This is a genomic window from Roseateles aquatilis, assembly GCF_002205645.1.
Taxonomy (GTDB): Bacteria; Pseudomonadota; Gammaproteobacteria; order Burkholderiales; family Burkholderiaceae_C; genus Roseateles; species Roseateles aquatilis.
Genome location: NZ_NIOF01000007.1, coordinates 305,470 through 326,355, shown reverse-complemented (window position 1 = coordinate 326,355; position 20,886 = coordinate 305,470). Strand labels below are relative to the sequence as shown.

The window sequence follows — 20,886 nt, the reverse complement described above, 5'->3', positions numbered from 1 at the left end:
GGAAGGAAGATTTGCTGTGAAGTCTATTTCAAGAGGCAGAAACGGCAAGGTTTGCGGCGCCTCCGCGGGGACACTGTCCACATGAACGCTACCCTCCCGAGCGCCGCCGTGCGGAGCCTGGCCGACGCTCACCGCGCGGCCGCGCCTCGCAACGGCGCGCAAACGCTGCTGGACACGCTGGTCGCCTGCGGCGTCGACACCGTCTTCGGTTATCCCGGCGGCGCGGTGCTGCCGCTGTACGACGCGCTGCACGGCGAGCCGCGCCTGCGGCACATCCTCGTCCGCCACGAGCAGGCGGCGGTGCACGCCGCCGAGGGTTATGCCCGCAGCACGGGACGGTTGGGCGTGGTGCTGGTGACCTCGGGCCCGGGCATGAGCAACACGACGACCGGGCTGCTGGACGCCCTGTGCGATTCGATTCCCATCCTGTGCATCAGCGGGCAGGTGAACAGCGCGGCGATCGGCACCGACGCGTTCCAGGAATGCGATGCGTTGGGCATCTCCCGCCCGGTGACGAAATGGAACGCGCAACTGCGGCCCGGCGGCGATGTGGCGGAGATGGTGCGCAAGGCCGTCGGCATCGCCCGGGGCGGTCGCCCGGGACCGGTGTTGCTGGACGTGCCCAAGGACGTGCAGCTCGGGCCGAACGGTCCCCGGCGCGCCGACGGTCCGGCGCCCGCGCCCGCCCTGCCACCGGCCCATCCCCAGACGATGGCGAAGGCCGCTGACTGGTTGGCCCAGGCCCGGCGCCCGGTGCTTTACGGCGGTGGTGGACTGATCAATGCCGGCGAGGCAGCCTGCGCGGACTTCGCCGCGATCGTCGAGCTCACGCACGCGCCGTGCACGCTGACGCTGATGGGGTTGGGTGCGTGTCCCGCGTCGTCCCCAAGGTGGCTGGGCATGCTGGGCATGCACGGCACGCTGGAAGCCAACCTGGCGATGCACCATGCCGATCTGATCGTGTGCGTGGGGGCGCGTTTCGATGACCGGGTGACTGGCCGACTGGATTGCTTCGCACCTGGCGCTCGGGTGATTCATGTCGACATCGATCCGGCCTCGATCGACAAGGTCGTTCGGGCGGACCTCGGCCTGGTCGGCGATGCGGGGCGAGTGCTGGCCGATCTGCGCCGCGTGCTGGAGCGCCGCGCGATGTCGCCGCGGCGGCTGGACGACTGGTGGGCGCGCATCGACGGTTGGCGTGCGCAACGCTCGCTCGCGTTCGAGGACTCGCCGACCGTCATCGCGCCGCAGGCCCTGATGTCTCGCCTGGGCGTGCACCTGGCCGGCTACGACGCGATCGTGTCGACCGATGTCGGACAGCATCAGATGTGGGCGGCGCAGCACCTGTCGTTCGAGGGGCCCCGTCGCTGGTTGACGTCGGGCGGCGCCGGCACGATGGGTTACGGACTGCCGGCAGCCATCGGCGCCCAGATCGCGCATCCGGACCGCACCGTGGTGTGCGTCAGCGGCGACGCCTCGATCCTGATGAACCTGCAGGAGCTCGCGACGGCACGCCAGCATCGCGCGGCGGTGAAGGTGGTGCTGTGCAACAACGGCCACATGGGCATGGTGCGGCAGTGGCAGGAACTGCATCACGGCGAGCGCTACAGCCACAGCTACAACGCCTGCCTGCCGGACTTCGTCGCGGTGGCGAAGGGTTTCGGCTGGTCAGCCCGGCGGGTCGAGCGCCGCGACGAACTGGACGAGGCACTCGCCGAATGCCTGGCCAGCGACGAGCCGTTCTTCCTGGACGTCGCGGTCGCGCCGGCGGAAAACTGCTTTCCGATGATCCCGGCGGGGAAGGGGCATCAGGAGGTGATGCTGGGCGTGGGGCGATCGGCTCATTCCTGAGCTTGGGATGGCATGCGGCACGGGGGCGGCCATGCGGACGTCGATGGAACGGCGTCGCCGCGCTCGAACTTGCTCAACGCTTGCTTGCTGATGTCACCGACGGCTTGCGCCAGCGCGTCGAGGCTGAGGCCCTTCAGTACGCGGGCCCGCCGGAGTCGGTCGTGGATCATCGCGTGCGCCCAGGTTGACAAGAGTTCTATCAAGGACAGGTTTGTCAACCCAGGTGTCTCTTCGATCGACGCCGTCGCGGAGGGATGAGCGCTTCAGATCACTCCGACAACGCCCTCATCACCGCATACAGGTCCGACTTCCCTTCGAAGCCGATGCCGGGCAGGTCCGGCAGCGTGACGTAGCTGTTCTCGACCTTCACGCCGTCGGGGAAGCCGCCGAAGGGCTGGAACAGGTCCGGATAGGACTCGTTGCCGCCCAGCCCCAGGCCCGCGGCGATGTTCAGCGACATCTGATGGCCGCCGTGGGGGATGCAGCGGCTCGCGGACCAGCCGTGTTCCTTGAGCATGTCCAGCGTGCGCAGGTACTCGACCAGGCCATAGCTGAGCGCGCAGTCGAACTGCAGCCAGTCGCGGTCCGGACGCATGCCGCCATGGCGGATCAGGTTGCGCGCGTCCTGCATCGAGAACAGGTTCTCACCGGTCGCCATCGGGTTGGCGTAGTAGTTGCGCAGCGTGGCCTGCAACTCGAAGTCGAGCGGATCACCGGGCTCCTCGTACCAGAACAGGTCGTACTGCGACAGCGCCTTGGCGTACTGGATCGCGGTGTCGAGGTCGAAGCGGCCGTTGGCGTCGACGCACAGCTTCTGGCCGTCGCCGAGCACGCTCAGGATCGAGTCGATGCGGCGCAGGTCCTCGTCCAGCGAGGCGCCGCCGATCTTCTTCTTCACGACCGAGTAACCACGGTCGATGTAGCTGCGCATCTCGTCCTTGAGCTTGCCGTGGTCCTGGCCGGGGTAGTAGTAGCCACCGGCGGCATAGACGAAGACCTTGCGATCCGGCGTGCCGTTGCCGTGGCGCTCGGCGAGCAGTTGGAACAGCGGCTTGCCTTCGATCTTCGCCACCGCGTCCCACACCGCCATGTCGATGGTGCCGATGGCGACGGAGCGCTCGCCATGGCCGCCGGGCTTCTCGTTGGTGAACATCGCGTTCCACACCTTGTGGGCATCGAGGATGCCGCGGCTGTCGAGCAGCGAGTCGGGGTCGGCCTCCAGGATGCGGGGGATGAAGCGCTCGCGCATCAATGTGCCCTGGCCGTAGCGGCCATTCGAGTTGAAGCCGTAGCCGACCACCGGCTTGCCGTCGCGGATCACGTCGGTGATGACCGCCACGAGGCTGAGGGTCATCTTGCTAAAGTCGATGTAGGCATTCCGGATGGGGCTGCTGATCGGCAGGGTCTTCTCTCGAATCTCGACAATCTTCACGGGGCGCTCCAGGTCATGTGGGGGGACGGATGGCCCGAATGATGGGCGCGCCGCCCCGCGTCTGACCAATACTGTTTTCTTAGCCTTTGATGCTTTCACGGCACCGCGATGAGCTTGAACCTGTCCTGGATCGATGACTTCATGGTGCTGGCCAGCACCGGCCACTTCTCGCGCGCCGCGGAGGAGCGCCACATGACGCAGCCGGCCTTCAGCCGACGCATCCGCGCGCTGGAGGAGTGGCTCGGCGTCGAGCTGTTCGACCGCAGCTCGCAGCCCGCGCGGCTGACGGAAGCGGGCCTGTGGTTCCGCAAGGCCGCGCAGGATCTGCAGGCCCACGTCGCCCGCGTACCCGGCGAGGCGCGCGCGATCGCGGAGGCGAGCTCGCAGACGCTGCGTTTCGCGGCGACGCACGCGCTGTCCTTCACCTTCATGCCGCGCTGGCTGCGCGCGCTGGAGGTCCACACGAATGTCGGTCCGGTGAACCTGGTGTCCGACGTCCAGCAGAAATGCGAGGCGCTGCTGCAGCAGCACCAGGTGCAGTTCATGTTGTCGCACGGCCATCGGCAGGTGCAGGGTCCGCTGGACGAGGCGGCGTTTCCGAGCGTCGTCGTCGGCGCGGATCAGTTGCTGCCGGTCTGCGCCCCGCGGGCGGATGGCGCGCCCTCGCATCCACTGGTCTCGGCCCAGGGGACCGCGGTGCAACTGCTGGCCTACAGCGCCGAGTCCGGCCTTGGCCGCCTGCTGCGCGAGCTCAGGGGCGCAGCGCTGGAGCGGCTCGGCGTGCAGCCGGTGTTCACGGCGCACCTGGCCTCGGTGCTCAGGACGATGGCGCTGGACGGACGAGGGGTGGCCTGGCTGCCGCGGATGCTGGTCGGCGATGATCTGGCGTCGGGACGGCTGGTGGTGGCCGGGGAGCCGGATTGGCACCTCGACCTGGAGATCCGCCTGCATCGGGATCGCAACGCGCTGGGCGCGGCGGGGGAGGCGTTCTGGGCCGCCGCGAGCGCGGCCGCAGGGGCGGTCGGCAAGGCCTGACCCCATCGGCAACGCATCAGGCCTTCGGGTCACCCGAACGCCGTCAAAGCCTCCTAGAATTCGCGCGCATCGCCCCGCGCTCGCACCAGCTCCTCGACGAAGGAGCCGCCAGCGCGGCGACAGGGAGGACCCATGACACGCTTGAACCGAGGGCTGGTCGCGCTGGGCGCGGCCGTCTTGTTGACGTCCAGCGCCCTGGCCGGAACGGCCACGGGCCGCCTGAGCCAACCGAACTTCATGCCGAACGGCGTGGTGGTGATCTACTTCGAAGGGACGCGTGCCGGCGTACCGTCCTGCGCCACCGAGTACCGGCGTTTCGCCGTCAATGCGGCGACGCCGCAGGGCAAGGTTCAGTTGGCGGGTCTGCTGACCGCCTACACGCAGGGCAAGACCGTCAACATCTATGGAACCAACGCCTGCACGGCGTGGGGCGACACGGAGACGATCGATTTCTTCGCGATCGTGGATTGAGGCCGACGCCGGGCGATCTCTCGGAGTCCCGCCCAGGCATCGCTTCGATGGGACGCTGCCTCCCGGCCGGCGAGCGGCGCCTTACTTCACCACGAACTCCACCACGTGGCAGTACCCGCCGTCGCCCGTGTCGACAAAGATGTCGATGCTCTTCCCTTGCGCATAGGCGAGCAGCAGCGCCGCGATCTTTCCCTTGGCGCCGGAGTCCGTCTCGTTGATGTAAGCCCACGTCTGCGGGCAATTCGCCGTGGCGGGGACATTCGAGACGCGGAAGTGAAAGTTCACCCCACTCGAGACATACGGGCCGCCCGGCTTGAACTCCCCCGTCCAGCGGCCCTCCGCGTGAGCCGCCATCGGCAGCGCCAGTGCCGCGACCATCGCCGTCGCGGCGATGCCTTGCATCGTCTTGAGCATTTTTTGCCTCTCCCTGAACGAGCGGCGAATCTTAAAAGCGGTCGGCCTTTCCGCGCTCCATTCCGACGATTCCGTTCGCTCGTCGCCCGCCGGGGCGTCGCGTCTCCCCAAGATTGAGGACGAACCGCGGTCGGTCCCTCTTGTGTCCGCGCGATGCGCTGTCCAAATGCGGAGCCAACCCGGAGCCTGCCGCGCCCGCGATCTGATCGTCGCCGGCCCGCGGCACCGGCCCGGCCACAGGACGATGCGGGAGGGATCAGCGTGAGTTCAAATCTGGGAGTGGTGTTCGTCGCCACCGCCTGGGGCGTGGCGCATGGTGGCGTCAACGCCCTCAACTACGACGTGGCGCGGCATCTCGGGGAGCGCCGCGACCGCGCCGTTCGATTGATCTGTCTGGTGCCCGAGGCCTCGGGCGACGAGTTCGACGATGCCGCCAAGTCCACCGTGAACCTCGTCGTGGAGCCGGCCTTGCTGAAGGAGCCCGAGACCGCGCTCAGGCGGTTGATCGATTCGCGCGAGATCGAGGATCTGATGGAAAAGATGCCCGTCGTCGTCGTCGGCCATGACGCGATCACGGGGGACGTCGCCTGCAAGCTGGCGCGCGCCCTGCCGCGCGCGCGATCCTGCGTCTTCGTGCACATGGACTACGAGGCCTATCACGCCCTCAAGGGGCAGCCTCGCGCGGTTCCCATCGAGCACGCGAAGTCGGCCACTCAGCGCCTGGTCATCCAGTCCGCCGACCGGATCGTGGCCGTCGGTCCCAAGTTGCGTCAGACCGCGCTGCGCCTGGGCGCCACGTCGGAGCGACTGTACGAATTCGTGCCGGGGCTGTCGGACGATGCGCTGCCGCCCGGGCCGCCCAAGGACAAGGCTTTCTTCTCCTTTATCTCGGGGCGCCTGGATCCGGAGAACGACGTCATCAAGCAGGGGGTGCTGGCGGTGGCGGCGTTCGGGCGGGCGATCCATGGCGTGAGGTCCGCGCACCCGAGCCTGGGGGTTCACGATGCCGTGATGAGTGTCTTCGGCGTCGACGCGGACGCGGGGGCTCGCAACGATCAGGCGTTCATGCTGAAGTCCGTGGCGGATGCCTTCGCCCAGCGCGCCATCACTCTGAACGCGCACCCGTTCACGCGCGACCGTGACGCCATGCGGTCGCTGCTGGGGCAGCACCACGTGGCGCTGTTCACGTCCCTGCACGACGGCTTCGGGCTGTCGGGCTGGGATGCCATCGACCGTGGCATCCCGCTGGTGTTGACCGAGAACTGCGGTCTGGCCAGCCTGCTCGATGCCCGGCGGCTGGCGCATCGCGTACGCACCGTCACTGTCCAGCATGGGCTCGACTATCAGAAGCTCGCGGATCCGGAGGCCATCGGCACGCGCCCCCGCAAGACGGACAACGGCAAGGACCGCGTGGCCCGGCGGTATGTCGATGCGCTGCATCACGAGGACGTCGACGCCGTGGCGAGCGCCATCAAGGACGTGTGGTTCGACTATGCGCGCGCGAAGGAGGACGCGACCTCGCTGCGCGCCGACCTGCTGCGCGGTGGGCTGGGCTGGCCGGCGGTGTCGAAGGGGCTGCTCGACTGGCTGAGGCAGGCCCATGACGCCCCCCCGGTCCAACCGCGCGAGGCCGCCGAGGTCCTCGCGCAGGCGGGGCGGGCCGTGACGTCGACGCGCAACGGCGCCTCCTCGTCGATCCCCGGCGCCGCCGCGCCGCACGGTCCATCGCAGGCCCCGCCGCCAGCGGCGGTCTCGCGCCGGGACTTCGAGCAGGCCCTGGCCGACATGTCGAACGATTTCGTCCATGGGCACCTCGATCACGACGTCGTGACCGACCCGCAGGCGCTGGCTCAATTGGAGGCCTCGTTCCAGACCCTGGTGACGGTGAAGGGGCGGGTGATCGACGACCCCGCGCGGCATGTGGTGGACGCTTTGCTATCGCCGTCGCGCCGCGGCACCTGGCAGCTCGCCGCCCACTCGGGCAGCGGGCGCGAGCAGTTCGTCGCGCTGGTCTACCTGCGGCTCAAGGCCAGGATCGCGGAGACCGGCCGCGACATCGTGCCGGTGGTGATCGACCGGCACCTTGAAAGCCAGGTCGGCTGGCGGCCGGACCCGCGCGTCGCCGACTACCTCGCGCAGGGCGGCGGCGTGCCCGGCAAGCGTTATGCGGTGCTGCTGGTGGGCAACCAGGTGCCGGAACGCCCGGACACCGCGGCCGACGCGAACCGCGAGCTGGCCGCGCTGAAGCGGGAGCTCACGACCAACCAGCTCGGGGCGCTGCATGCCTTCCGCCACGCCGACAAACCGGAAGACGAGCATGCCCCCCCGTCGGCGCGCGACGGCGTGTACGAACTTCGCGAGCAGCCGCTCGACGACGAGTCCATCCGCCGCTACCTCAACATCGCCGCGGCCGCCGAGGGCATCGACCTCACGCCCGGCAACCGGCAGGTCGCGGGCGAGGCGATCCAGAAGCTGTGTCGGCGGCATCGCACCGCGCCCGATGTGTTCCTGGCCAGGCAGGTGCTGGTGTCGGTGAGCACGGGCGCCAACCTGCATCGCTCGCTCGGCACGCTGATCGCGGCCTATGTCGAGGAGTTCGTGCAGCAGCGTTTCGGACGCGCGCGCCGCGGCCACGGGCTGAACGGCTCCGCCGACGCCTGGATGCGGGAGAAGGTGCGGCATTACTCGGCGCTGCAGTACCGCGACTTCATGTCGCTGAGCGGAGCCGGCATGCGGCGCAAGGAGGGGCGGTCCCCGGCGGGCGCGGCGGAGCCGCCACCTGCCGTCGGCGAGAACAGCGGCTATCTGGAGCTGATCCGGACCCACCGCAGCATCCGCGACTGGCTGGTGGCCTCGGCGGTCTTCTGGGCGTTCGTGAAACAGGGCGACGCCGATCCGGACACCGGTCCGGCGGCGGACACCTTCGCGGCCAAGTTCAACCACGTGTTTCCGTCCCGCGTGACGGCCTACTTCCGGGACTATCTGGAGCATGCCTCAGCCGAGGACCAGCGCAGCGCCGTGCAGGCCGTGCGCGCCCACCTGCATCAGCTGGCGCAGGCCAGCGAGGCCAACCAGCGGTCCAAGAAGCAAGGCCTGGGCGTGCTGTATCGCCGCTTCACGACAACCTGCGCCTACATCGCCGGGCGCGTCCAGGGGATAGGCCTGCGCGACGAGATGCGCCAGCTGCTCCAGGCCGTGGGCAAGCAGGCTGAAAGCGATCTCAACGATTTCCGCCGCGTCAGCCAGCTCGTGAATCAAGCGGCGCAGGCGGACTCGCCCGGGATCCGCAAATGGGCGCGCACGCTGTTCGGCCTGCTGGGCGCGGACGTGCCCGACTCGCCGCACCTGATCCCCAAGCTGCTGCGGCGGCTGGAGCGGGAGATCCTGCTGCTGCAGCGCGGCATCTTCATCAGCCGCGCGATGCTGGGCGACGCCGCGGCGACCGATGCCTACCTCAAGGAGCTGATGCGCAACTATGCGAACGACGACCTCAATCGCGGCTTCCATTGCGAGTACTACGGCGACCTGATCTTTTCGCCGACCGATTCGCTGCTCAGCGACGACCAGTCGCTCGCGCCGTGCACCCGCACGCTGCGCGCGCTGATGGAGGAGCTGCCGACGCTGGCGCCCGATGCGCCGATGGCGAAGGTGCAGCTGTACACGATCGCCTCGCTGGTGCGGCCGCGCAACATCGCCGAGAAGATGTCCCCCGAGGAACTGGCGCGCATCGCGGCCTTCCTGGCGCGCGAGAACGGCCGGCAGACCGGCAAGTCCGACGCGCTCAGCGATTTCGTCGAGTCGACGATCGCCGAGCTCGGCTGTGGCCGCTTCGCGCTCGAGGCCTACATCGACGATTTGTACGAGCTCAAGTTCCAGCGCCGCACCGGCTGGATGCAGGCGACGCCGCCGGAGTCGGTGGCGGCCCACCTGTACATGGCCGAGCGCCTGGTCGAGCTGTTCGTGAGCGGCGCCGCGGACGCCGGCATCTCCAAGCGGCGCGTCGTGGAGCTGGTCCGCATGCACGACATCGGCGAAGCCATCACCTCGGACGTGCGTGACCAGGACAAGAAGCCCAACGAGCGGGAGCGCGAGTTCTCGGTGGTGCGACGCGTGGCGCGCATCGGCGCGCTCACCGAGTCGGACGAGTTCCTGCAGCTGGCGGACGACTTCGAGGACTTCGAGTACATGAAGATGCAGCGCCGAGCCGACGTCGAGGAGGAGACCGACGCGATGGTGGCCAACGACATCGACCGGCTGGACCTGCTGATCCAGTTCCACCGCTACAAGCGGGAGCACGACCATATCCACGACGAGCAGGAGTTCCTGAAGTCGCTCAAGCTGGACCGGTTCCGCACGCCGCGGATCCGGGCGCGCGCGGAGCGATTCATCGCCTACTTCCAGTCGTCGCTGGGCGCGCGCGCGCCGGGCCGACCCTTCGAGTACCGGTTGTGGCCGGAGGACGTGCCGATCAGCGCGCGGATCGGCACGGTCGAAGAGGATCAGGCGGACAGGGCCGAGAGCGCGTAAAGGGCGCGAGCGGGGCGCAAGGGACGCGCGCGTCCGCCGCCGCTTCAGTCGTGCACGAAGAAGACGTAGGACTTGAAGATCGGGTTCAGCCACCACGCCGAGCCGGCGGTGCCGTAGCGGAAGTTGGTCCGCCCCGCCTGACTCTGCAGCGGCAGGACGACATGCCCGTCGGCATCGCGCTGGGCGCGTTGGGCGGCGGTCTCCGGCACGACGACGGTGATGTGGCCGGGCAGCCCGGCCGCGTCGCGGTCCGCGCAGACCAGGCCGATGCCGCCTGCGTTGGCGGCCGTCTGCAACGCCGTCGCGTCGAACACGCGACGCCAGCCGAAGCTCGGACCGAAGTCCTTCAGCCAGGCGTGCAGGTCGTCGGCGCGCATCTCGCGGATGGTCGTGTCATAGATGGGAAGCAGCGTCTCGCCCCGGCCGATGCGGACCAGCGCGGAGTCCATCCACCACGTGCGCGGCAGATACACGCCCGCCAGATAGGCGAAGTCCGCCGCGTAGACGTTGCAGAAGGTGACGGCCTCCGGCAGGTAGCGTGCGCTGCCGGGTGAATCGAGCCAGTTCACGATGGCGCTGAGTTGCGCGACGCGGGTCTGCGCGTCGGCGCCGGGATCGCGCGTTGGCCGGCCTGGCTCCCCGATGGGCTGCGCGCGCTTGCCGGTGGAGGCGCGCTTCGCGGCGGGATCGTTTTCGCGGAAGAGGACGGCGGGAATGCCCAGGTTCGTCGCTGCCGTTGCCGTTGCCGTTGCCGGCGCTGGCGCAGGCGCAGGTGCAGGTGCAGGTGCAGGTGCAGGTGCCGCGAATGTCGGGCCGGCGACGGGCGCCGCGGCGATCGGCGCGACCGTGGGCGCGGCGGCGGTCACCGGCGCCAGGTACTTGGCGCTCACGTAGCCGATCACATCGCTGCCGCCGAGCGTCGCGCGCACGCGCACCCAGGGCGGCGTGGCATTGCCGAGCAGCCGGACCAGTTGCCCCTCAGGCAGCTGCGCGATCGGGATGTTCCCGTCTGCGGTCGGCACATGGCGCAGGTTCAACTGCGTGGCGGTGACGCGGCGCACCTCGCCGCTGTCCGCCGTCACGTCGAAGCCGATGGGCTGGAATTGGCCGAAGTTTCCTGGCGCCTCGCAGTGTTCCCAGGCCACGCCCAGCCCGCAGAGCGTCGTGCCGGTGTTGACGCGCTGGCGCACGTCCCAGGTGGCATAGGTGGATGAGCCGCGCCATCCGGTGGCCTCGGCGAGCCAGGAGAAACGCGCCAGCCCGCGCTCCTCCTTCAGCGTCTTGCAGGTGAGGCCCGAGCCGTAGACGCCGATCGTGTACGCCGACGCGCCGCCGGCGGCCTGGTCCATGCCGGCCTTCACGCCCTGGAAGTAGGGCACGACCCACTGGGCGATCTCGGCGGCGCTGAAGTCGGTGTCGACGGCGAAGTAGATGGCGCTGCCCGGGGGCTGGCCGATCTGGGCCGCCGCGGCCTGCGCCGAGGCGCCGTCGAGCTGGCCGCGCGCCCGGCCGAAGTCCTCGGGCTGACGGGCGCGATCCTGGTAGACGGTCGCGATCTGCAGCCCGGCGCGCGCGAGCGCCGCGGCCTCCTGGGGCGAGATCCGCTTCTCCGCCATCGCCGTGGTGCGCGAGTGATAGCGGAAAACGAAGCCGCGCCCGTTCTGGAGAAGGCAGTCGGCGGAGGCATCGCATCGCCGGTTGGTGGACAAGCCCTGCTGCATGGTCGCTCCCTGACGGACGTCCGGTCCGTTTTGGCTCAACCCATGACGCTAGACGAACCGCGCCGGCGGCGCGTCCTCACAATTGCGGAGGCGCGGGGGAGCGCGCCCCCCGCTCATCCACGCGATCCGTTCACCAGCGCAGCCAGTGCCGTCCCGCCCAGCCGCCGAGCGCGGCCGACAGTCCCATGCCGAGCACGTACCAGATCGCGACGAACGGCGCCGCCATCTCCGGGCAGTGCAGCGAATAAACGCAAGCCCCGACCGCGCCCGCCAGCCATCCCGCCGCCGCGCCGGTCAGGCCGGGGCGTGTCGGCGCCAATCCCTTGAGCGCCCAGAACAGCGCCGCGCCGATGGGCAGCGCGGTGGCCGTCACGTTGAACACGCAGGTGCGCCAGGTGACGCCGAGCAGCAACGCGCCGCGCGTGCCGGGCTCCGCCCACCACAGCACCATGGCCGCCCAGATCCAGAGCAGCGAGACCGGCAGCCACAGGCCCAACCCCCACCGCTTCACGCGGCTGCCGGGATGGCCGAGCCGGAAGACCACCACCAGCCCGCTGAGCGCCACCGCCAGCGGCATCGCCACCTTGAGCCAGAAGGCGGACCCCGTCATGACCGCGCCGAGGTCCGCGCGGATGCCGTAGGCCGTCCGCACCCAGGCCAGCGCCAGCAGCACGCCGATCGTCAGCGCGACGGCGAAGCGCCACTCGCCGGCGTGCCGAGGCACCGGCGCGGCACTGGCCGCCAGCAGGCCGATCAGGTCATCCGTCTTCATGCCATTCCTTTCCATTGCCGTGCCAGCGCCTTCAGGCCGCGATGCACGCCGACCTTCACGGCCGATTCGCTCATGCCGGTCAGCCGCGCCGTCTCCTGGACCGACAAGCCTTCCAGCTTCGTGTGCAGGATCGGCAAGCGCTGGTGATTGGGCAGTTGCCCCAACAGCCGATCCAGGTCGCGACGCGTGTCGCTGGCGTCGTGATCGGGTTGCGTGAACACGGCCAGGTCCTCGTCCAGCGGATCGTGCAGGGCCTCGTGGCGCTCGCGCCGCCGCCACAGGTCCACCAGCTTGTAGCGCGCGACCGCGTGCACCCAGGCCGTCAGCGGCTCGCCGCGCCGGTAGGTCTGCCGCTGCGCATGCACGGCCATCAGCGTTTCCTGCACCAAGTCCTCCACGTCGTCGGGCAGTTGCTGCAGGCGACGACGGAAATAGCCGCGCAGCAGCGCGCTCAAGCGCTGCAGGAAGCGGTGGTAGGCCGTCGCATCGCCGTCCAGTCCCGCCAGGAAAAGGTCGTGCAACTCGTGCTCGGTCGCGATCACGGGATCAATTCGCACCATGGTGGCGAAAGGTTACAGCGGGCCCGAAAAAAATAGTCGGGCGATTTGTCGGCGGCGCTGTAACCGGTCGCCGTCGCGCGGCGAATTACCCCTCGGAACGTCGCCGGATCGACCGGCGCGTCCGACCTTCAACCTTCGTCAACCCTGTCCTCTAGGAGTGTCCCCATGAAGTCGACCACCCTCACCGCCGCCCTCGCCACCCTGGCCGCGCTGTCCGCCGGCGCCGCGATCGCGCAGTCCCAGCCGCAGGACGCCAAGCCCGCCGCCGACAAGGAGCGTTGCTACGGCGTCGCCATGGCCGGCAAGAACGACTGCGCCGCGGGCCCCGGCACCACCTGCGCCGGCACCGCCAAGGTGGACTACCAGGCCAATTCCTGGAAGTACGTGCCCGCCGGCACCTGCACCACCATCAAGACGCCCAAGGGCATGGGCTCGCTGACGCCGATGAAGGGCTGATCCGCCATGCCCCGCACGCTGGGCGCCGGGCTGGGCTTCAAGCCCGAGCACGCCGAGGACGCGCTCGCCGCGCGTGCCGCGGAGCTCTGGTTCGAGGTCCACCCCGAGAACTACCTCGTCGAGGGCGGCCCGCGCCTGGCGTTGCTGGAGGCGTTGCGGGCGGAGCACCCCCTGTCCCTGCATGGCGTGTCGGCGTCGCTCGCAGGCCGCGAGGCGCCAGACGCGCGCCATCTGGAGCGGCTCGCCGCGCTGGTGCGGCGGGTGCAGCCGGCGTTGGTGTCCGAGCACCTGGCGTGGAGCCGCCTCGGCGCGGGTTATGCGCCGGACCTGCTGCCGGTACCGCGCTCGACCGAGACGCTGCGACGCTTGTGCGCGCACGTCTCGCTCCTGCAGGACCGCCTGCGCTGCCGCGTAGCGATCGAGAACCCGTCCCACTACCTCCGCCTGGAGGGCCACGAGTGGGACGAGGTCGACTTCCTCCACGAGCTGGTGCGACGCACGGGCTGCGGCCTGCTGGTCGACGTGAACAACGTGTTCGTGTCGGCCCGCAACGTCGGTATCGATGCCGGGCGCTGGATCGATGCGATCGATGGCGAGGCGGTGATGGAAATCCATGTCGCGGGGCATCGCGACGATCCCGCGCTGGGCACGGCGTTGTTGATCGACAGCCACGATGCGCCGATCGCCGCGCCGGTCTGGACGCTGCTGGAGCGATTGGTCGGCCGGATCGGCCCGCGCCCCACGCTGATCGAGCGCGATGGCAATCTGCCGGCATTCGCCGAGCTGATGGGCGAGCGGGACCATGCGCAGGGGCTGCTTCGCCAGGACGTGGAGACACCGGCATGACGCTCGACGAGTTCCAGCGGACGTTCTGGCGGGATCTGTGGGCCCAGGCGCCCAAGGCCGAATCCGAGACCCCGTCCGCCGGAGTCGCCGGGGCGCAGTTCGGCACGTCGGCGTGGGCGAATCAACCCGGTTTCGCCGTGTACCGCAACACGGTGCTCACGGGCTGCGTGGATGCGTTGCTGGCGCTCTATCCGGCGGTGCGTCGGCTGGTCGGTGACGACTGGCTGAAGGCGGTCGCGCTGGACTATGTCCGCACCCAGGCGCCAACCGATGGCGAGCTGCATCACTACGGCGCGTCCTTCCCGGAGGCGCTGCACGTGTTCCTGCCGGACGGCGAGTGGCCCTGGCTGCCGGAGGTCGCCCGGCTGGACCGCCTCTGGAGCGAAAGCCATGTGGCCGCCGATGCGCCGGTGCTGACCGCCGGGGACGTGGCGGGACTCGACATCGAACAGCTGGCGCACGCGCGGCTGAGGGTCCATCCCGCGACGCGGTGGCGCTGGTGCGCCGATTGGCCGGCCTTCAGCCTGTGGCTGGGCGCGCGCGAGGCGTGGCCCGACCCGAATCCCCCGCACTGGAACGGTCAAGGCGCCCTGCTGACGCGTCCGATCGGCGCGGTCGTGGTCACGGATCTGGCGGACGCGGACTGCGCGCTGCTGGAGGCGTGCGCCGACGGCCACGCCATCGCCACGGCGCTGACGCAAACGCAACTTCGTTATCCCGCTTCGGACCTCGGCGCCGCGCTGGGCCGATTGCTCACACAAGGCGCCTTCACGGCGATCTCCACATGAACACGATCACTGCCCTCACGCGTCGCCTGGAGCACGCGATCTCTCACGACCTCATCGCGTTGGCGAGCCGCTTCAGCATCGCGGGCGTGTTCTGGTTATCCGGCCGGACCAAGGTCGAAGGCTGGTTCACGCTGACCGACACGACCTTCCTGCTGTTCCGACAGGATTACGCGCTGCCGCTGCTTCCACCCGAATGGGCGGCATACATGGCGACGACGGCCGAGCACGTGCTGCCGATCCTGCTGGTGCTGGGGCTGTTCACGCGCTTCGCCGCCTTGGGCGTGCTCGGCATGACGGCGGTCATTCAGCTGTTCGTGTACCCGTCGGGGTGGCCGACGCACCTCACCTGGGCGGCACCGATGCTGTATCTGCTGGGGAGGGGGCCGGGGCGGTGGTCGCTGGACCGTCTGATCGTGTCGTCGGGTGTGGGGTCCGGCCGACCGGATCACGCCATGTGAGGAGCGAACGCGGCTGTGGCGCCGCGGCTTCGTTCATTCAGCGGGCGCCGAGAAACGGAAGCTGACCTTGAGGTCGTTCAGCCAGGTCATTTCGAGCCATCGTTCATGCTGCATGCGGCCCACGACGATGCCCGCGTGAACGCCGGCCTTTTCGGCGAACGCCTGCACCGCGGCGCGAGTGCGCGGCAGCGACGCCAGGTCTTGGGCCAGAGGCGGTGGAATCAGCCAATCGCGGGCCCATGCGTTCGCCTCCCGCTCTTCCTTTGAACCGGACCCTTCGCGGTTGGGGTCGTCCAAGAACACGGTGGCCTTCTGCTGAGCATGAAGCAGGATGTGGGCGGCTTCGTGAAAGAAGTTGAACCAGAACTTGTCGTTGGTCTTGCCGTATAGCGAGAGCTGAATCAACGGCCGTTGCGTATTGAGCCATCGCGCGACGCCCGAGACATGGCTGCGCGGCAAGGCAGGCACCAGCACGAATGCCACGCCCGCCTCCCGCAGCAGGCGGTGCAGTTGGGGTTCGAACGCGTCGGGCGGCAAGCGGGTCAACTGGCGGATTTGCGTCAGCGCGGCGCGGAACCTGGCCTCGTCATACCGAGGGCCGTCGATTCGTTCGGCAAGCCGCTCACCCATGCGGAGCCAGGCGGAGATCGCGGCGACATCGGCCTGATCTTCCCGGCTGCGACGGAAGGACACGGCCATTTCGCCGTACTGACCCTCCCACTGCGTCGGGCTGGCGACGCCGAAGAAGGTCAACAACTCACCCACCAACGCGGGCTTGGCCCTGGCGTCGAGTCGCTGCTTGGGCAAGATGCCCAGCGCCATCATTTCCTTGAGGGGAAAGCGTTCCAGCCACGGCACCATGGCGACTTGCCGCTCGGCGGCGCCTTGCAATGCCAGGCGCTCTCGGTACTGCGCTTCGCGGCTCAGCCAGAAGCCGACCGACGCTCCCAACACGGTCTGAAGTCGGACCGCCGCATCCTCGGACAGCGGCACCTTGCCCTTGATCAGCTGATTGACGTGCTTGAGGGAAAAGCCGAGCCGATCCGCGACCTGCTGCTGGGTCCAGCCGCGTTCCTCCAGCAGATCCAGGATGGTGTCACCGGGCGGCGATACCCAGTCCGGCGCGAAGGCAGCGCCAGGTTCAAGCGCTTCAGTCATGGTAGTCCCCAATAAACTCGATGCAGACGATAGTCACGGCGCACCACTCGATGGACGCGTCGTCTCGACGCGGAACGGGATCGTTGGCAGAAGTGAACACCAATCGCCAGCCGCCGTGCAGGTCCACCGCGAATTGGCCATCCCTGTCCCCTTTCAACGGATGAGGATTTCCTGCCGTCAGATCGCCCACGCGCGACGCCGCGCACAGGTCCGCCAGACGCGACTGCAACTTGCGAGCTCCGATGTCCCCCAGCGTCTTTCTGGCCACGGCGGCTTTTTCGCATGTCTCGCGCAGCCGCTTGTCCTTGAACAGGATCTCCAAGAACGTTCCTCGCGTCTCGTCTCCGGGTGGAAGACTTTACCAGATAGGTAAAAACCTAATCGACGCAGCGATGCAGCCGCTGGCGGCACCAGCCCCAGGTGGTTTGGAACGAACGCCTGGATTCCGCGTCCCGGCAGCCACGCAAGCGCAACTGGGTGCCGGAGTTGAACCAGTCAGGCTGGCCCTGCCGCGATGCGGAAAGAGAAACGCCCGACGGTGTCGGGCGTTCTCGTTGTCAAAGACGTCGCGGGCGTTTGTCGTTCCCTGGACCGTCCTGTTTTCTGGTGAGGGGCTCACGCATCGATATTCGCCGCCCGCAACGCGTTCTGTTCGATGAACTCGCGACGCGGCTCCACCTCGTCGCCCATCAGCATCGTGAAGACGCGATCGGCCTCGATGGCGTCCTCGATCTGCACACGCAGCAGACGGCGGACGTTCGGATCCATCGTCGTTTCCCACAGCTGCGCGGGGTTCATCTCGCCCAGACCCTTGTAGCGCTGGCGGCCGACGCTCGATTCGGCCTGCGTCATCAGCCAGGCCATCGCGGCGCGGAAGTCGCTGACCTTGCTCTCCTTGGCCTTCTCGCCTTCGCCCTTGCGGATCACGGCGTCCTCGGTCACCAGGCCCTTGAAGGCCCGGCCGGACTCCGCCAGCACTTCATAGTCCGCGCCGTGGACGAAGTCCGCGGTGATGATGCTCGAACGGACATTGCCATGGTGGCGACGGCTGATGCGCAGGAACAGCTTGTCGGTGCGGGGGTCGGTCTCGGCCGAGACCACCGCGTCGTGCAACGTCGTCTGCAGCGCCGTCGCGGCGATGTCGGCGGCTTCCTTCGTGTCCAGGCTGATCGACAGGCCCGACGCCAGCAGGTGCAGCGCCTCGCCATCCATCCAGGCGGACAGACGCTCGATGACGCTCTGCGCGGCGACGTATTGGCGTGCCTTGGTTTCCAGCTCCTCGCCCTTGAGCACGGGGCCGGTGCCCTGGCCGGCGACGTGCAGCTCGGCATCGGTCAGCGCGACCTTCAGCAGGAAGCCGTCCAGTTCCAGGCCGTCCTTCAGGTACTGCTCGTGCTTGCCGACCTTCACCTTGTACAGCGGCGGCTGAGCGATGTAGATGTGGCCGCGCTCGACCAGTTCCGGCATCTGCCGGTAGAAGAACGTCAGCAGCAGCGTGCGGATGTGCGCGCCGTCCACGTCCGCGTCGGTCATGATGATGATGCGGTGGTAGCGCAGCTTGTCCGGATTGAAGTCGTCACTGCCCGCGCCGCGGCCGATGCCGGTGCCCAGCGCCGTGATCAGCGTGATGATTTCATTGCTGGTCAGCAGCTTCTCGTAGCGCGCCTTCTCGACGTTCAGGATCTTGCCGCGCAGCGGCAGGATCGCCTGGAACTTGCGGTCGCGGCCCTGCTTGGCGGAGCCGCCGGCGGAGTCGCCCTCCACGATGTAGATCTCGCACAGCGCGGGATCCTTCTCCTGGCAGTCGGCCAGCTTGCCCGGCAGGCCCATGCCGTCCAGCACGCCCTTGCGGCGCGTCATCTCGCGCGCCTTGCGCGCCGCCTCGCGCGCCCGCGCGGCGTCGATGATCTTGCCGCAGACGATCTTCGCGTCGATCGGGTTCTCCAGCAGCCAGTCCGTCAGCTTGCTGGCGACCACGTCTTCCACCGGGCCGCGCACTTCGCTCGACACCAGCTTGTCCTTGGTCTGCGAGCTGAACTTGGGCTCCGGCACCTTCACGCTGATCACGCAGGCCAGGCCTTCGCGCATGTCGTCGCCGGCGATGTCGACCTTGGCCTTCTTGGCCAGCTCGTTGTCCTCGATGTACTTGTTGATCACCCGCGTCATCGCCGCGCGCAGACCCGTCAAATGGGTGCCGCCGTCACGCTGCGGAATGTTGTTGGTGAAGCACAGGACGTTCTCGTTGAAGCCGTCGTTCCACTGCATCGAGACCTCGACACCGATGTTGGTGTTCTGGTCCGACAGCTTGTCGCCCTGGGCGTGGAAGATGTTCGGGTGCAGCGCCGTCTTGCCCTTGTTGATGAACTCGACGAAGCCGCGTACGCCGCCCGCGAAGGCGAAGTTGTCTTCCTTGTTGTTGCGCTCGTCGACCAGGCGGATCTTCACGCCGTTGTTCAGGAACGAGAGCTCGCGCAGGCGCTTGGCCAGGATGTCGTAATGGAACTCGCTGTTCTGCGTGAAGATCTCGGTGTCGGGCAGGAAGTGGACTTCCGTGCCGCGCTTGTCGGTCTCGCCGACGATCTTCATCGGGCTGGTCTCGACACCGTCGCGGACTTCGATGACGCGATCCTGCGGGATGCCCTTCTTGAACTCGAGCTGATGGATCTTGCCCTCGCGACGCACCGTCAGGCGCAGCGTCTTGGACAGCGCGTTCACGCAGGACACGCCCACGCCATGCAGGCCGCCCGACACCTTGTAGCTGTTCTGGTTGAACTTGCCGCCGGCGTGCAGCTCGGTCAGCGCGATCTCGGAGGCCGAGCGCTTGGGCTCGTGCTTGTCGTCCATCTTGACGCCGGTGGGAATGCCGCGGCCGTTGTCGATGACGGAGATCGAGTTGTCGGTGTGGATGGTGATGACGATGTCGTCGCAGTACCCCGCCAGCGCCTCGTCGATCGAGTTGTCGACGACCTCGAACACCAGGTGATGCAGGCCGGTGCCGTCCGACGTGTCGCCGATGTACATGCCCGGTCGCTTGCGCACCGCTTCCAGGCCTTCCAGGATCTGGATGCTCGACTCGCCGTAGCCCGCGGCGCCGTCGCCTTGCTCCTTGGGGGTCGGGACTGGAGTGTTCTCAGAATTCGGAATATCGCTCATCGGGGGTACCAAGGCCGCTACGCGGCCGTTTGTCTGTCTGGCTGGAACCCCCGCTTGGCGGGGGCCGGGGGTGCGCCACGTTCCGCTCCATGCGGAGCGGAGGTCGCGCAGCGACCTTAGATCCGCATCGGCATGACGACGTACTTGAAGCCGGCGTGGTCCGGGATGCTCAGCAGCGCGCTCGACGAGCTGTCGTTCAGGTCGATGCGCACCATGTCCTGGCTCATGTTCGCCAGCACGTCCATCAGGTAGGTGACGTTGAAGCCGGTCTCGATCTGGTCGCCGCCGTAGTCGATCTCGATCTCTTCCTTGGCCTCTTCCTGCTCGGCGTTGCTCGACGCGATCGACAACAGCCCCGGGTCGAAGGCCAGGCGCACCGCCTTGAACTTCTCGCTGGTCAGGATCGCGGCGCGTTGCAGCGCTGCCAGCAGCGGCTGGCGGCCCAGGATCACGTGGAACTTGTGATTCTTAGGAATGACACGGTTGTAGTCGGGGAACTTGCCCTCGACCAGCTTGGTCACGAACTCCATGCCGCTGAAGCTGAACTTGGCCTGGTTGCCGGCGAAGCGCATCTCGATCGGCGCGTTCTCGTCGTCGCCCTTGCCGCCGTCCTTCAGCAGGCGCATCAGCTCCAGCACCGTCTTGCGCGGCAGGATCACTTCCTGCTTGGGCATCTCGGTGTCGGTCTCGGCCTGGGCCAGGCCCAGGCGGTGGCCGTCGGTGGCCACCAGCGTCAGCATCTTGCCCTCGGCGACGAACAGGATGCCGTTCAGGTAATAGCGGATGTCATGCACCGCCATCGCGAAGTGGACCTGGTTGATCAGGCCCTTGAGCGTCTTCTGCGGCACGCTGAACGCGGGACCGAAGTCGGCCGCTTCCTGCACCAGCGGGAAGTCGTCGGCCGGCAGCGTCTGCAGCGTGAAGCGGCTCTTGCCGCCCTGCAGCGTCATCTTGCTCTGGTTGGTCGACAGGCTGACGGTCTGGTCCGACGGCATCGAGCGCAGGATGTCGATCAGCTTGCGCGCGCCGATGGTCGTGGAAAAGTCGCCCTCGTCCCCGTCGAACTGGACGGTCGTGCGGACCTGGATCTCCAGATCGCTCGTGGTCAGCTCCACCTGCGAACCCTGCTTGCGCAGCAGCACATTCGCCAGGATGGGCAACGTATGGCGCCGTTCCACGATGCCGGACACCGCCTGCAGCGCGGCGAGCACTTTGTCCTGGCTGTCTTTCAACACGATCATGTC

At 68.2% G+C, this 20,886-nt stretch carries 18 protein-coding genes; 8 read left to right on the top strand and 10 right to left on the bottom strand.

Going from position 1 to position 20,886, the window contains the following annotated elements:
- The first annotated feature begins 81 nt into the window (after nucleotides 1-81).
- On the top strand, nucleotides 82-1,851 hold the full coding sequence (ilvB, locus tag CDN99_RS17275; RefSeq protein WP_088386115.1) for a biosynthetic-type acetolactate synthase large subunit: 1,770 nt from the start codon (nucleotides 82-84) through the stop codon (nucleotides 1,849-1,851).
- Here the strand turns inward: ilvB and CDN99_RS29765 are convergent.
- Nucleotides 1,842-2,021 carry a helix-turn-helix domain-containing protein gene (locus CDN99_RS29765; protein ID WP_088386161.1) on the bottom strand — a complete coding sequence of 60 codons (180 nt, stop codon included), beginning with the start codon at nucleotides 2,019-2,021 and terminating at the stop codon, nucleotides 1,842-1,844. The genes ilvB and CDN99_RS29765 overlap by 10 nt on opposite strands.
- Before the next feature lie 98 nt (nucleotides 2,022-2,119).
- On the bottom strand, nucleotides 2,120-3,283 hold the full coding sequence (locus CDN99_RS17265; protein WP_088386114.1) for a mandelate racemase/muconate lactonizing enzyme family protein: 1,164 nt from the start codon (nucleotides 3,281-3,283) through the stop codon (nucleotides 2,120-2,122).
- Nucleotides 3,284-3,391: 108 nt separating this feature from the next.
- Here CDN99_RS17265 and CDN99_RS17260 point away from each other — a divergent pair, with 108 nt between their 5' ends.
- Nucleotides 3,392-4,318, top strand: coding sequence for a LysR family transcriptional regulator (locus CDN99_RS17260; RefSeq protein ID WP_310732486.1), 927 nt, complete (start codon nucleotides 3,392-3,394; stop codon nucleotides 4,316-4,318).
- Nucleotides 4,319-4,450: 132 nt separating this feature from the next.
- Complete coding sequence (locus CDN99_RS17255; RefSeq protein WP_088386113.1) at nucleotides 4,451-4,789, top strand: hypothetical protein; 339 nt, start codon at nucleotides 4,451-4,453, stop codon at nucleotides 4,787-4,789.
- Nucleotides 4,790-4,870: 81 nt separating this feature from the next.
- On the opposite strand, the gene CDN99_RS17250 is transcribed toward CDN99_RS17255, so the two are convergent.
- A complete protein-coding gene (locus tag CDN99_RS17250) occupies nucleotides 4,871-5,203 on the bottom strand; it encodes a hypothetical protein (RefSeq protein ID WP_088386112.1) in 333 nt (110 codons plus the stop codon).
- Between the two features lie 261 nt (nucleotides 5,204-5,464).
- Between CDN99_RS17250 and CDN99_RS17245 the strand changes: the two genes are divergently transcribed.
- Nucleotides 5,465-9,730 (top strand): HD domain-containing protein, encoded by a 4,266-nt coding sequence (locus CDN99_RS17245; RefSeq protein WP_141100843.1) that lies wholly within the window; start codon nucleotides 5,465-5,467, stop codon nucleotides 9,728-9,730.
- Between the two features lie 44 nt (nucleotides 9,731-9,774).
- Here the strand turns inward: CDN99_RS17245 and CDN99_RS17240 are convergent, their stop codons facing one another.
- From CDN99_RS17240 to CDN99_RS17230, 3 genes are all read right to left on the bottom strand, one after another.
- Entirely contained in the window at nucleotides 9,775-11,451 is a 1,677-nt protein-coding gene (locus CDN99_RS17240) for a glycoside hydrolase domain-containing protein (protein ID WP_088386110.1), read from the bottom strand.
- Between the two features lie 130 nt (nucleotides 11,452-11,581).
- A complete protein-coding gene (locus CDN99_RS17235; RefSeq protein WP_088386109.1) occupies nucleotides 11,582-12,223 on the bottom strand; it encodes an NrsF family protein in 642 nt (213 codons plus the stop codon).
- Nucleotides 12,220-12,765: a sigma-70 family RNA polymerase sigma factor gene (locus CDN99_RS17230; RefSeq protein WP_375134452.1), complete on the bottom strand. Its 546-nt coding sequence runs from the start codon at nucleotides 12,763-12,765 to the stop codon at nucleotides 12,220-12,222. The genes CDN99_RS17235 and CDN99_RS17230 overlap by 4 nt, the downstream gene beginning before the upstream one ends.
- Before the next feature lie 183 nt (nucleotides 12,766-12,948).
- Here CDN99_RS17230 and CDN99_RS17225 point away from each other — a divergent pair, with 183 nt between their 5' ends.
- Genes CDN99_RS17225 through CDN99_RS17210 form a run of 4 tightly spaced genes read left to right on the top strand, consistent with a single transcriptional unit; the run spans nucleotide 12,949 to nucleotide 15,331 of the window.
- Nucleotides 12,949-13,239, top strand: a complete 291-nt coding sequence (locus tag CDN99_RS17225) for a BufA1 family periplasmic bufferin-type metallophore (RefSeq protein WP_088386107.1) — start codon at nucleotides 12,949-12,951, stop codon at nucleotides 13,237-13,239.
- Nucleotides 13,240-13,245: 6 nt separating this feature from the next.
- A complete protein-coding gene (gene bufB / locus CDN99_RS17220) occupies nucleotides 13,246-14,085 on the top strand; it encodes an MNIO family bufferin maturase (protein ID WP_088386106.1) in 840 nt (279 codons plus the stop codon).
- On the top strand, nucleotides 14,082-14,873 hold the full coding sequence (locus CDN99_RS17215; RefSeq protein ID WP_088386105.1) for an HvfC/BufC N-terminal domain-containing protein: 792 nt from the start codon (nucleotides 14,082-14,084) through the stop codon (nucleotides 14,871-14,873). Before bufB ends, CDN99_RS17215 begins: the two co-directional genes overlap by 4 nt.
- Entirely contained in the window at nucleotides 14,870-15,331 is a 462-nt protein-coding gene (locus tag CDN99_RS17210) for a DoxX family protein (RefSeq protein ID WP_088386104.1), read from the top strand. Before CDN99_RS17215 ends, CDN99_RS17210 begins: the two co-directional genes overlap by 4 nt.
- A gap of 33 nt (nucleotides 15,332-15,364) precedes the next feature.
- Here CDN99_RS17210 and CDN99_RS17205 read toward each other — a convergent pair whose 3' ends face one another.
- The 4 genes from CDN99_RS17205 to dnaN all read right to left on the bottom strand — a co-directional run bounded on the left by CDN99_RS17205 (nucleotide 15,365) and on the right by dnaN (nucleotide 20,883).
- The gene (locus CDN99_RS17205; protein WP_088386103.1) at nucleotides 15,365-16,489 is read right to left on the bottom strand and encodes a helix-turn-helix domain-containing protein; all 1,125 of its coding nucleotides are present in this window, start codon (nucleotides 16,487-16,489) and stop codon (nucleotides 15,365-15,367) included.
- Nucleotides 16,482-16,811 carry a type II toxin-antitoxin system RelE/ParE family toxin gene (locus tag CDN99_RS17200; RefSeq protein ID WP_088386102.1) on the bottom strand — a complete coding sequence of 110 codons (330 nt, stop codon included), beginning with the start codon at nucleotides 16,809-16,811 and terminating at the stop codon, nucleotides 16,482-16,484. Before CDN99_RS17200 ends, CDN99_RS17205 begins: the two co-directional genes overlap by 8 nt.
- 293 nt (nucleotides 16,812-17,104) lie before the next feature.
- Nucleotides 17,105-19,642 (bottom strand): DNA topoisomerase (ATP-hydrolyzing) subunit B, encoded by a 2,538-nt coding sequence (gyrB, locus tag CDN99_RS17195; RefSeq protein ID WP_088386101.1) that lies wholly within the window; start codon nucleotides 19,640-19,642, stop codon nucleotides 17,105-17,107.
- Between the two features lie 116 nt (nucleotides 19,643-19,758).
- A complete protein-coding gene (dnaN, locus tag CDN99_RS17190; RefSeq protein WP_088386100.1) occupies nucleotides 19,759-20,883 on the bottom strand; it encodes a DNA polymerase III subunit beta in 1,125 nt (374 codons plus the stop codon).
- Between the last annotated feature and the right edge of the window lie 3 nt (nucleotides 20,884-20,886).

Bases quoted from the DNA above. Each gene is read 5' to 3' on its own strand.
- ilvB (WP_088386115.1), top strand. From the start codon at position 82: ATGAACGCTACCCTCCCGAGCGCCGCCGTGCGGAGCCTGGCCGACGCT.
- CDN99_RS29765 (WP_088386161.1), bottom strand. From the start codon at position 2,021: ATGATCCACGACCGACTCCGGCGGGCCCGCGTACTGAAGGGCCTCAGC.
- CDN99_RS17260 (WP_310732486.1), top strand. From the start codon at position 3,392: ATGAGCTTGAACCTGTCCTGGATCGATGACTTCATGGTGCTGGCCAGC.
- CDN99_RS17255 (WP_088386113.1), top strand. From the start codon at position 4,451: ATGACACGCTTGAACCGAGGGCTGGTCGCGCTGGGCGCGGCCGTCTTG.
- CDN99_RS17250 (WP_088386112.1), bottom strand. From the start codon at position 5,203: ATGCTCAAGACGATGCAAGGCATCGCCGCGACGGCGATGGTCGCGGCA.
- CDN99_RS17240 (WP_088386110.1), bottom strand. From the start codon at position 11,451: ATGCAGCAGGGCTTGTCCACCAACCGGCGATGCGATGCCTCCGCCGAC.
- CDN99_RS17235 (WP_088386109.1), bottom strand. From the start codon at position 12,223: ATGAAGACGGATGACCTGATCGGCCTGCTGGCGGCCAGTGCCGCGCCG.
- CDN99_RS17225 (WP_088386107.1), top strand. From the start codon at position 12,949: ATGAAGTCGACCACCCTCACCGCCGCCCTCGCCACCCTGGCCGCGCTG.
- bufB (WP_088386106.1), top strand. From the start codon at position 13,246: ATGCCCCGCACGCTGGGCGCCGGGCTGGGCTTCAAGCCCGAGCACGCC.
- CDN99_RS17215 (WP_088386105.1), top strand. From the start codon at position 14,082: ATGACGCTCGACGAGTTCCAGCGGACGTTCTGGCGGGATCTGTGGGCC.
- CDN99_RS17210 (WP_088386104.1), top strand. From the start codon at position 14,870: ATGAACACGATCACTGCCCTCACGCGTCGCCTGGAGCACGCGATCTCT.
- CDN99_RS17205 (WP_088386103.1), bottom strand. From the start codon at position 16,489: ATGACTGAAGCGCTTGAACCTGGCGCTGCCTTCGCGCCGGACTGGGTA.
- gyrB (WP_088386101.1), bottom strand. From the start codon at position 19,642: ATGAGCGATATTCCGAATTCTGAGAACACTCCAGTCCCGACCCCCAAG.
- dnaN (WP_088386100.1), bottom strand. From the start codon at position 20,883: ATGATCGTGTTGAAAGACAGCCAGGACAAAGTGCTCGCCGCGCTGCAG.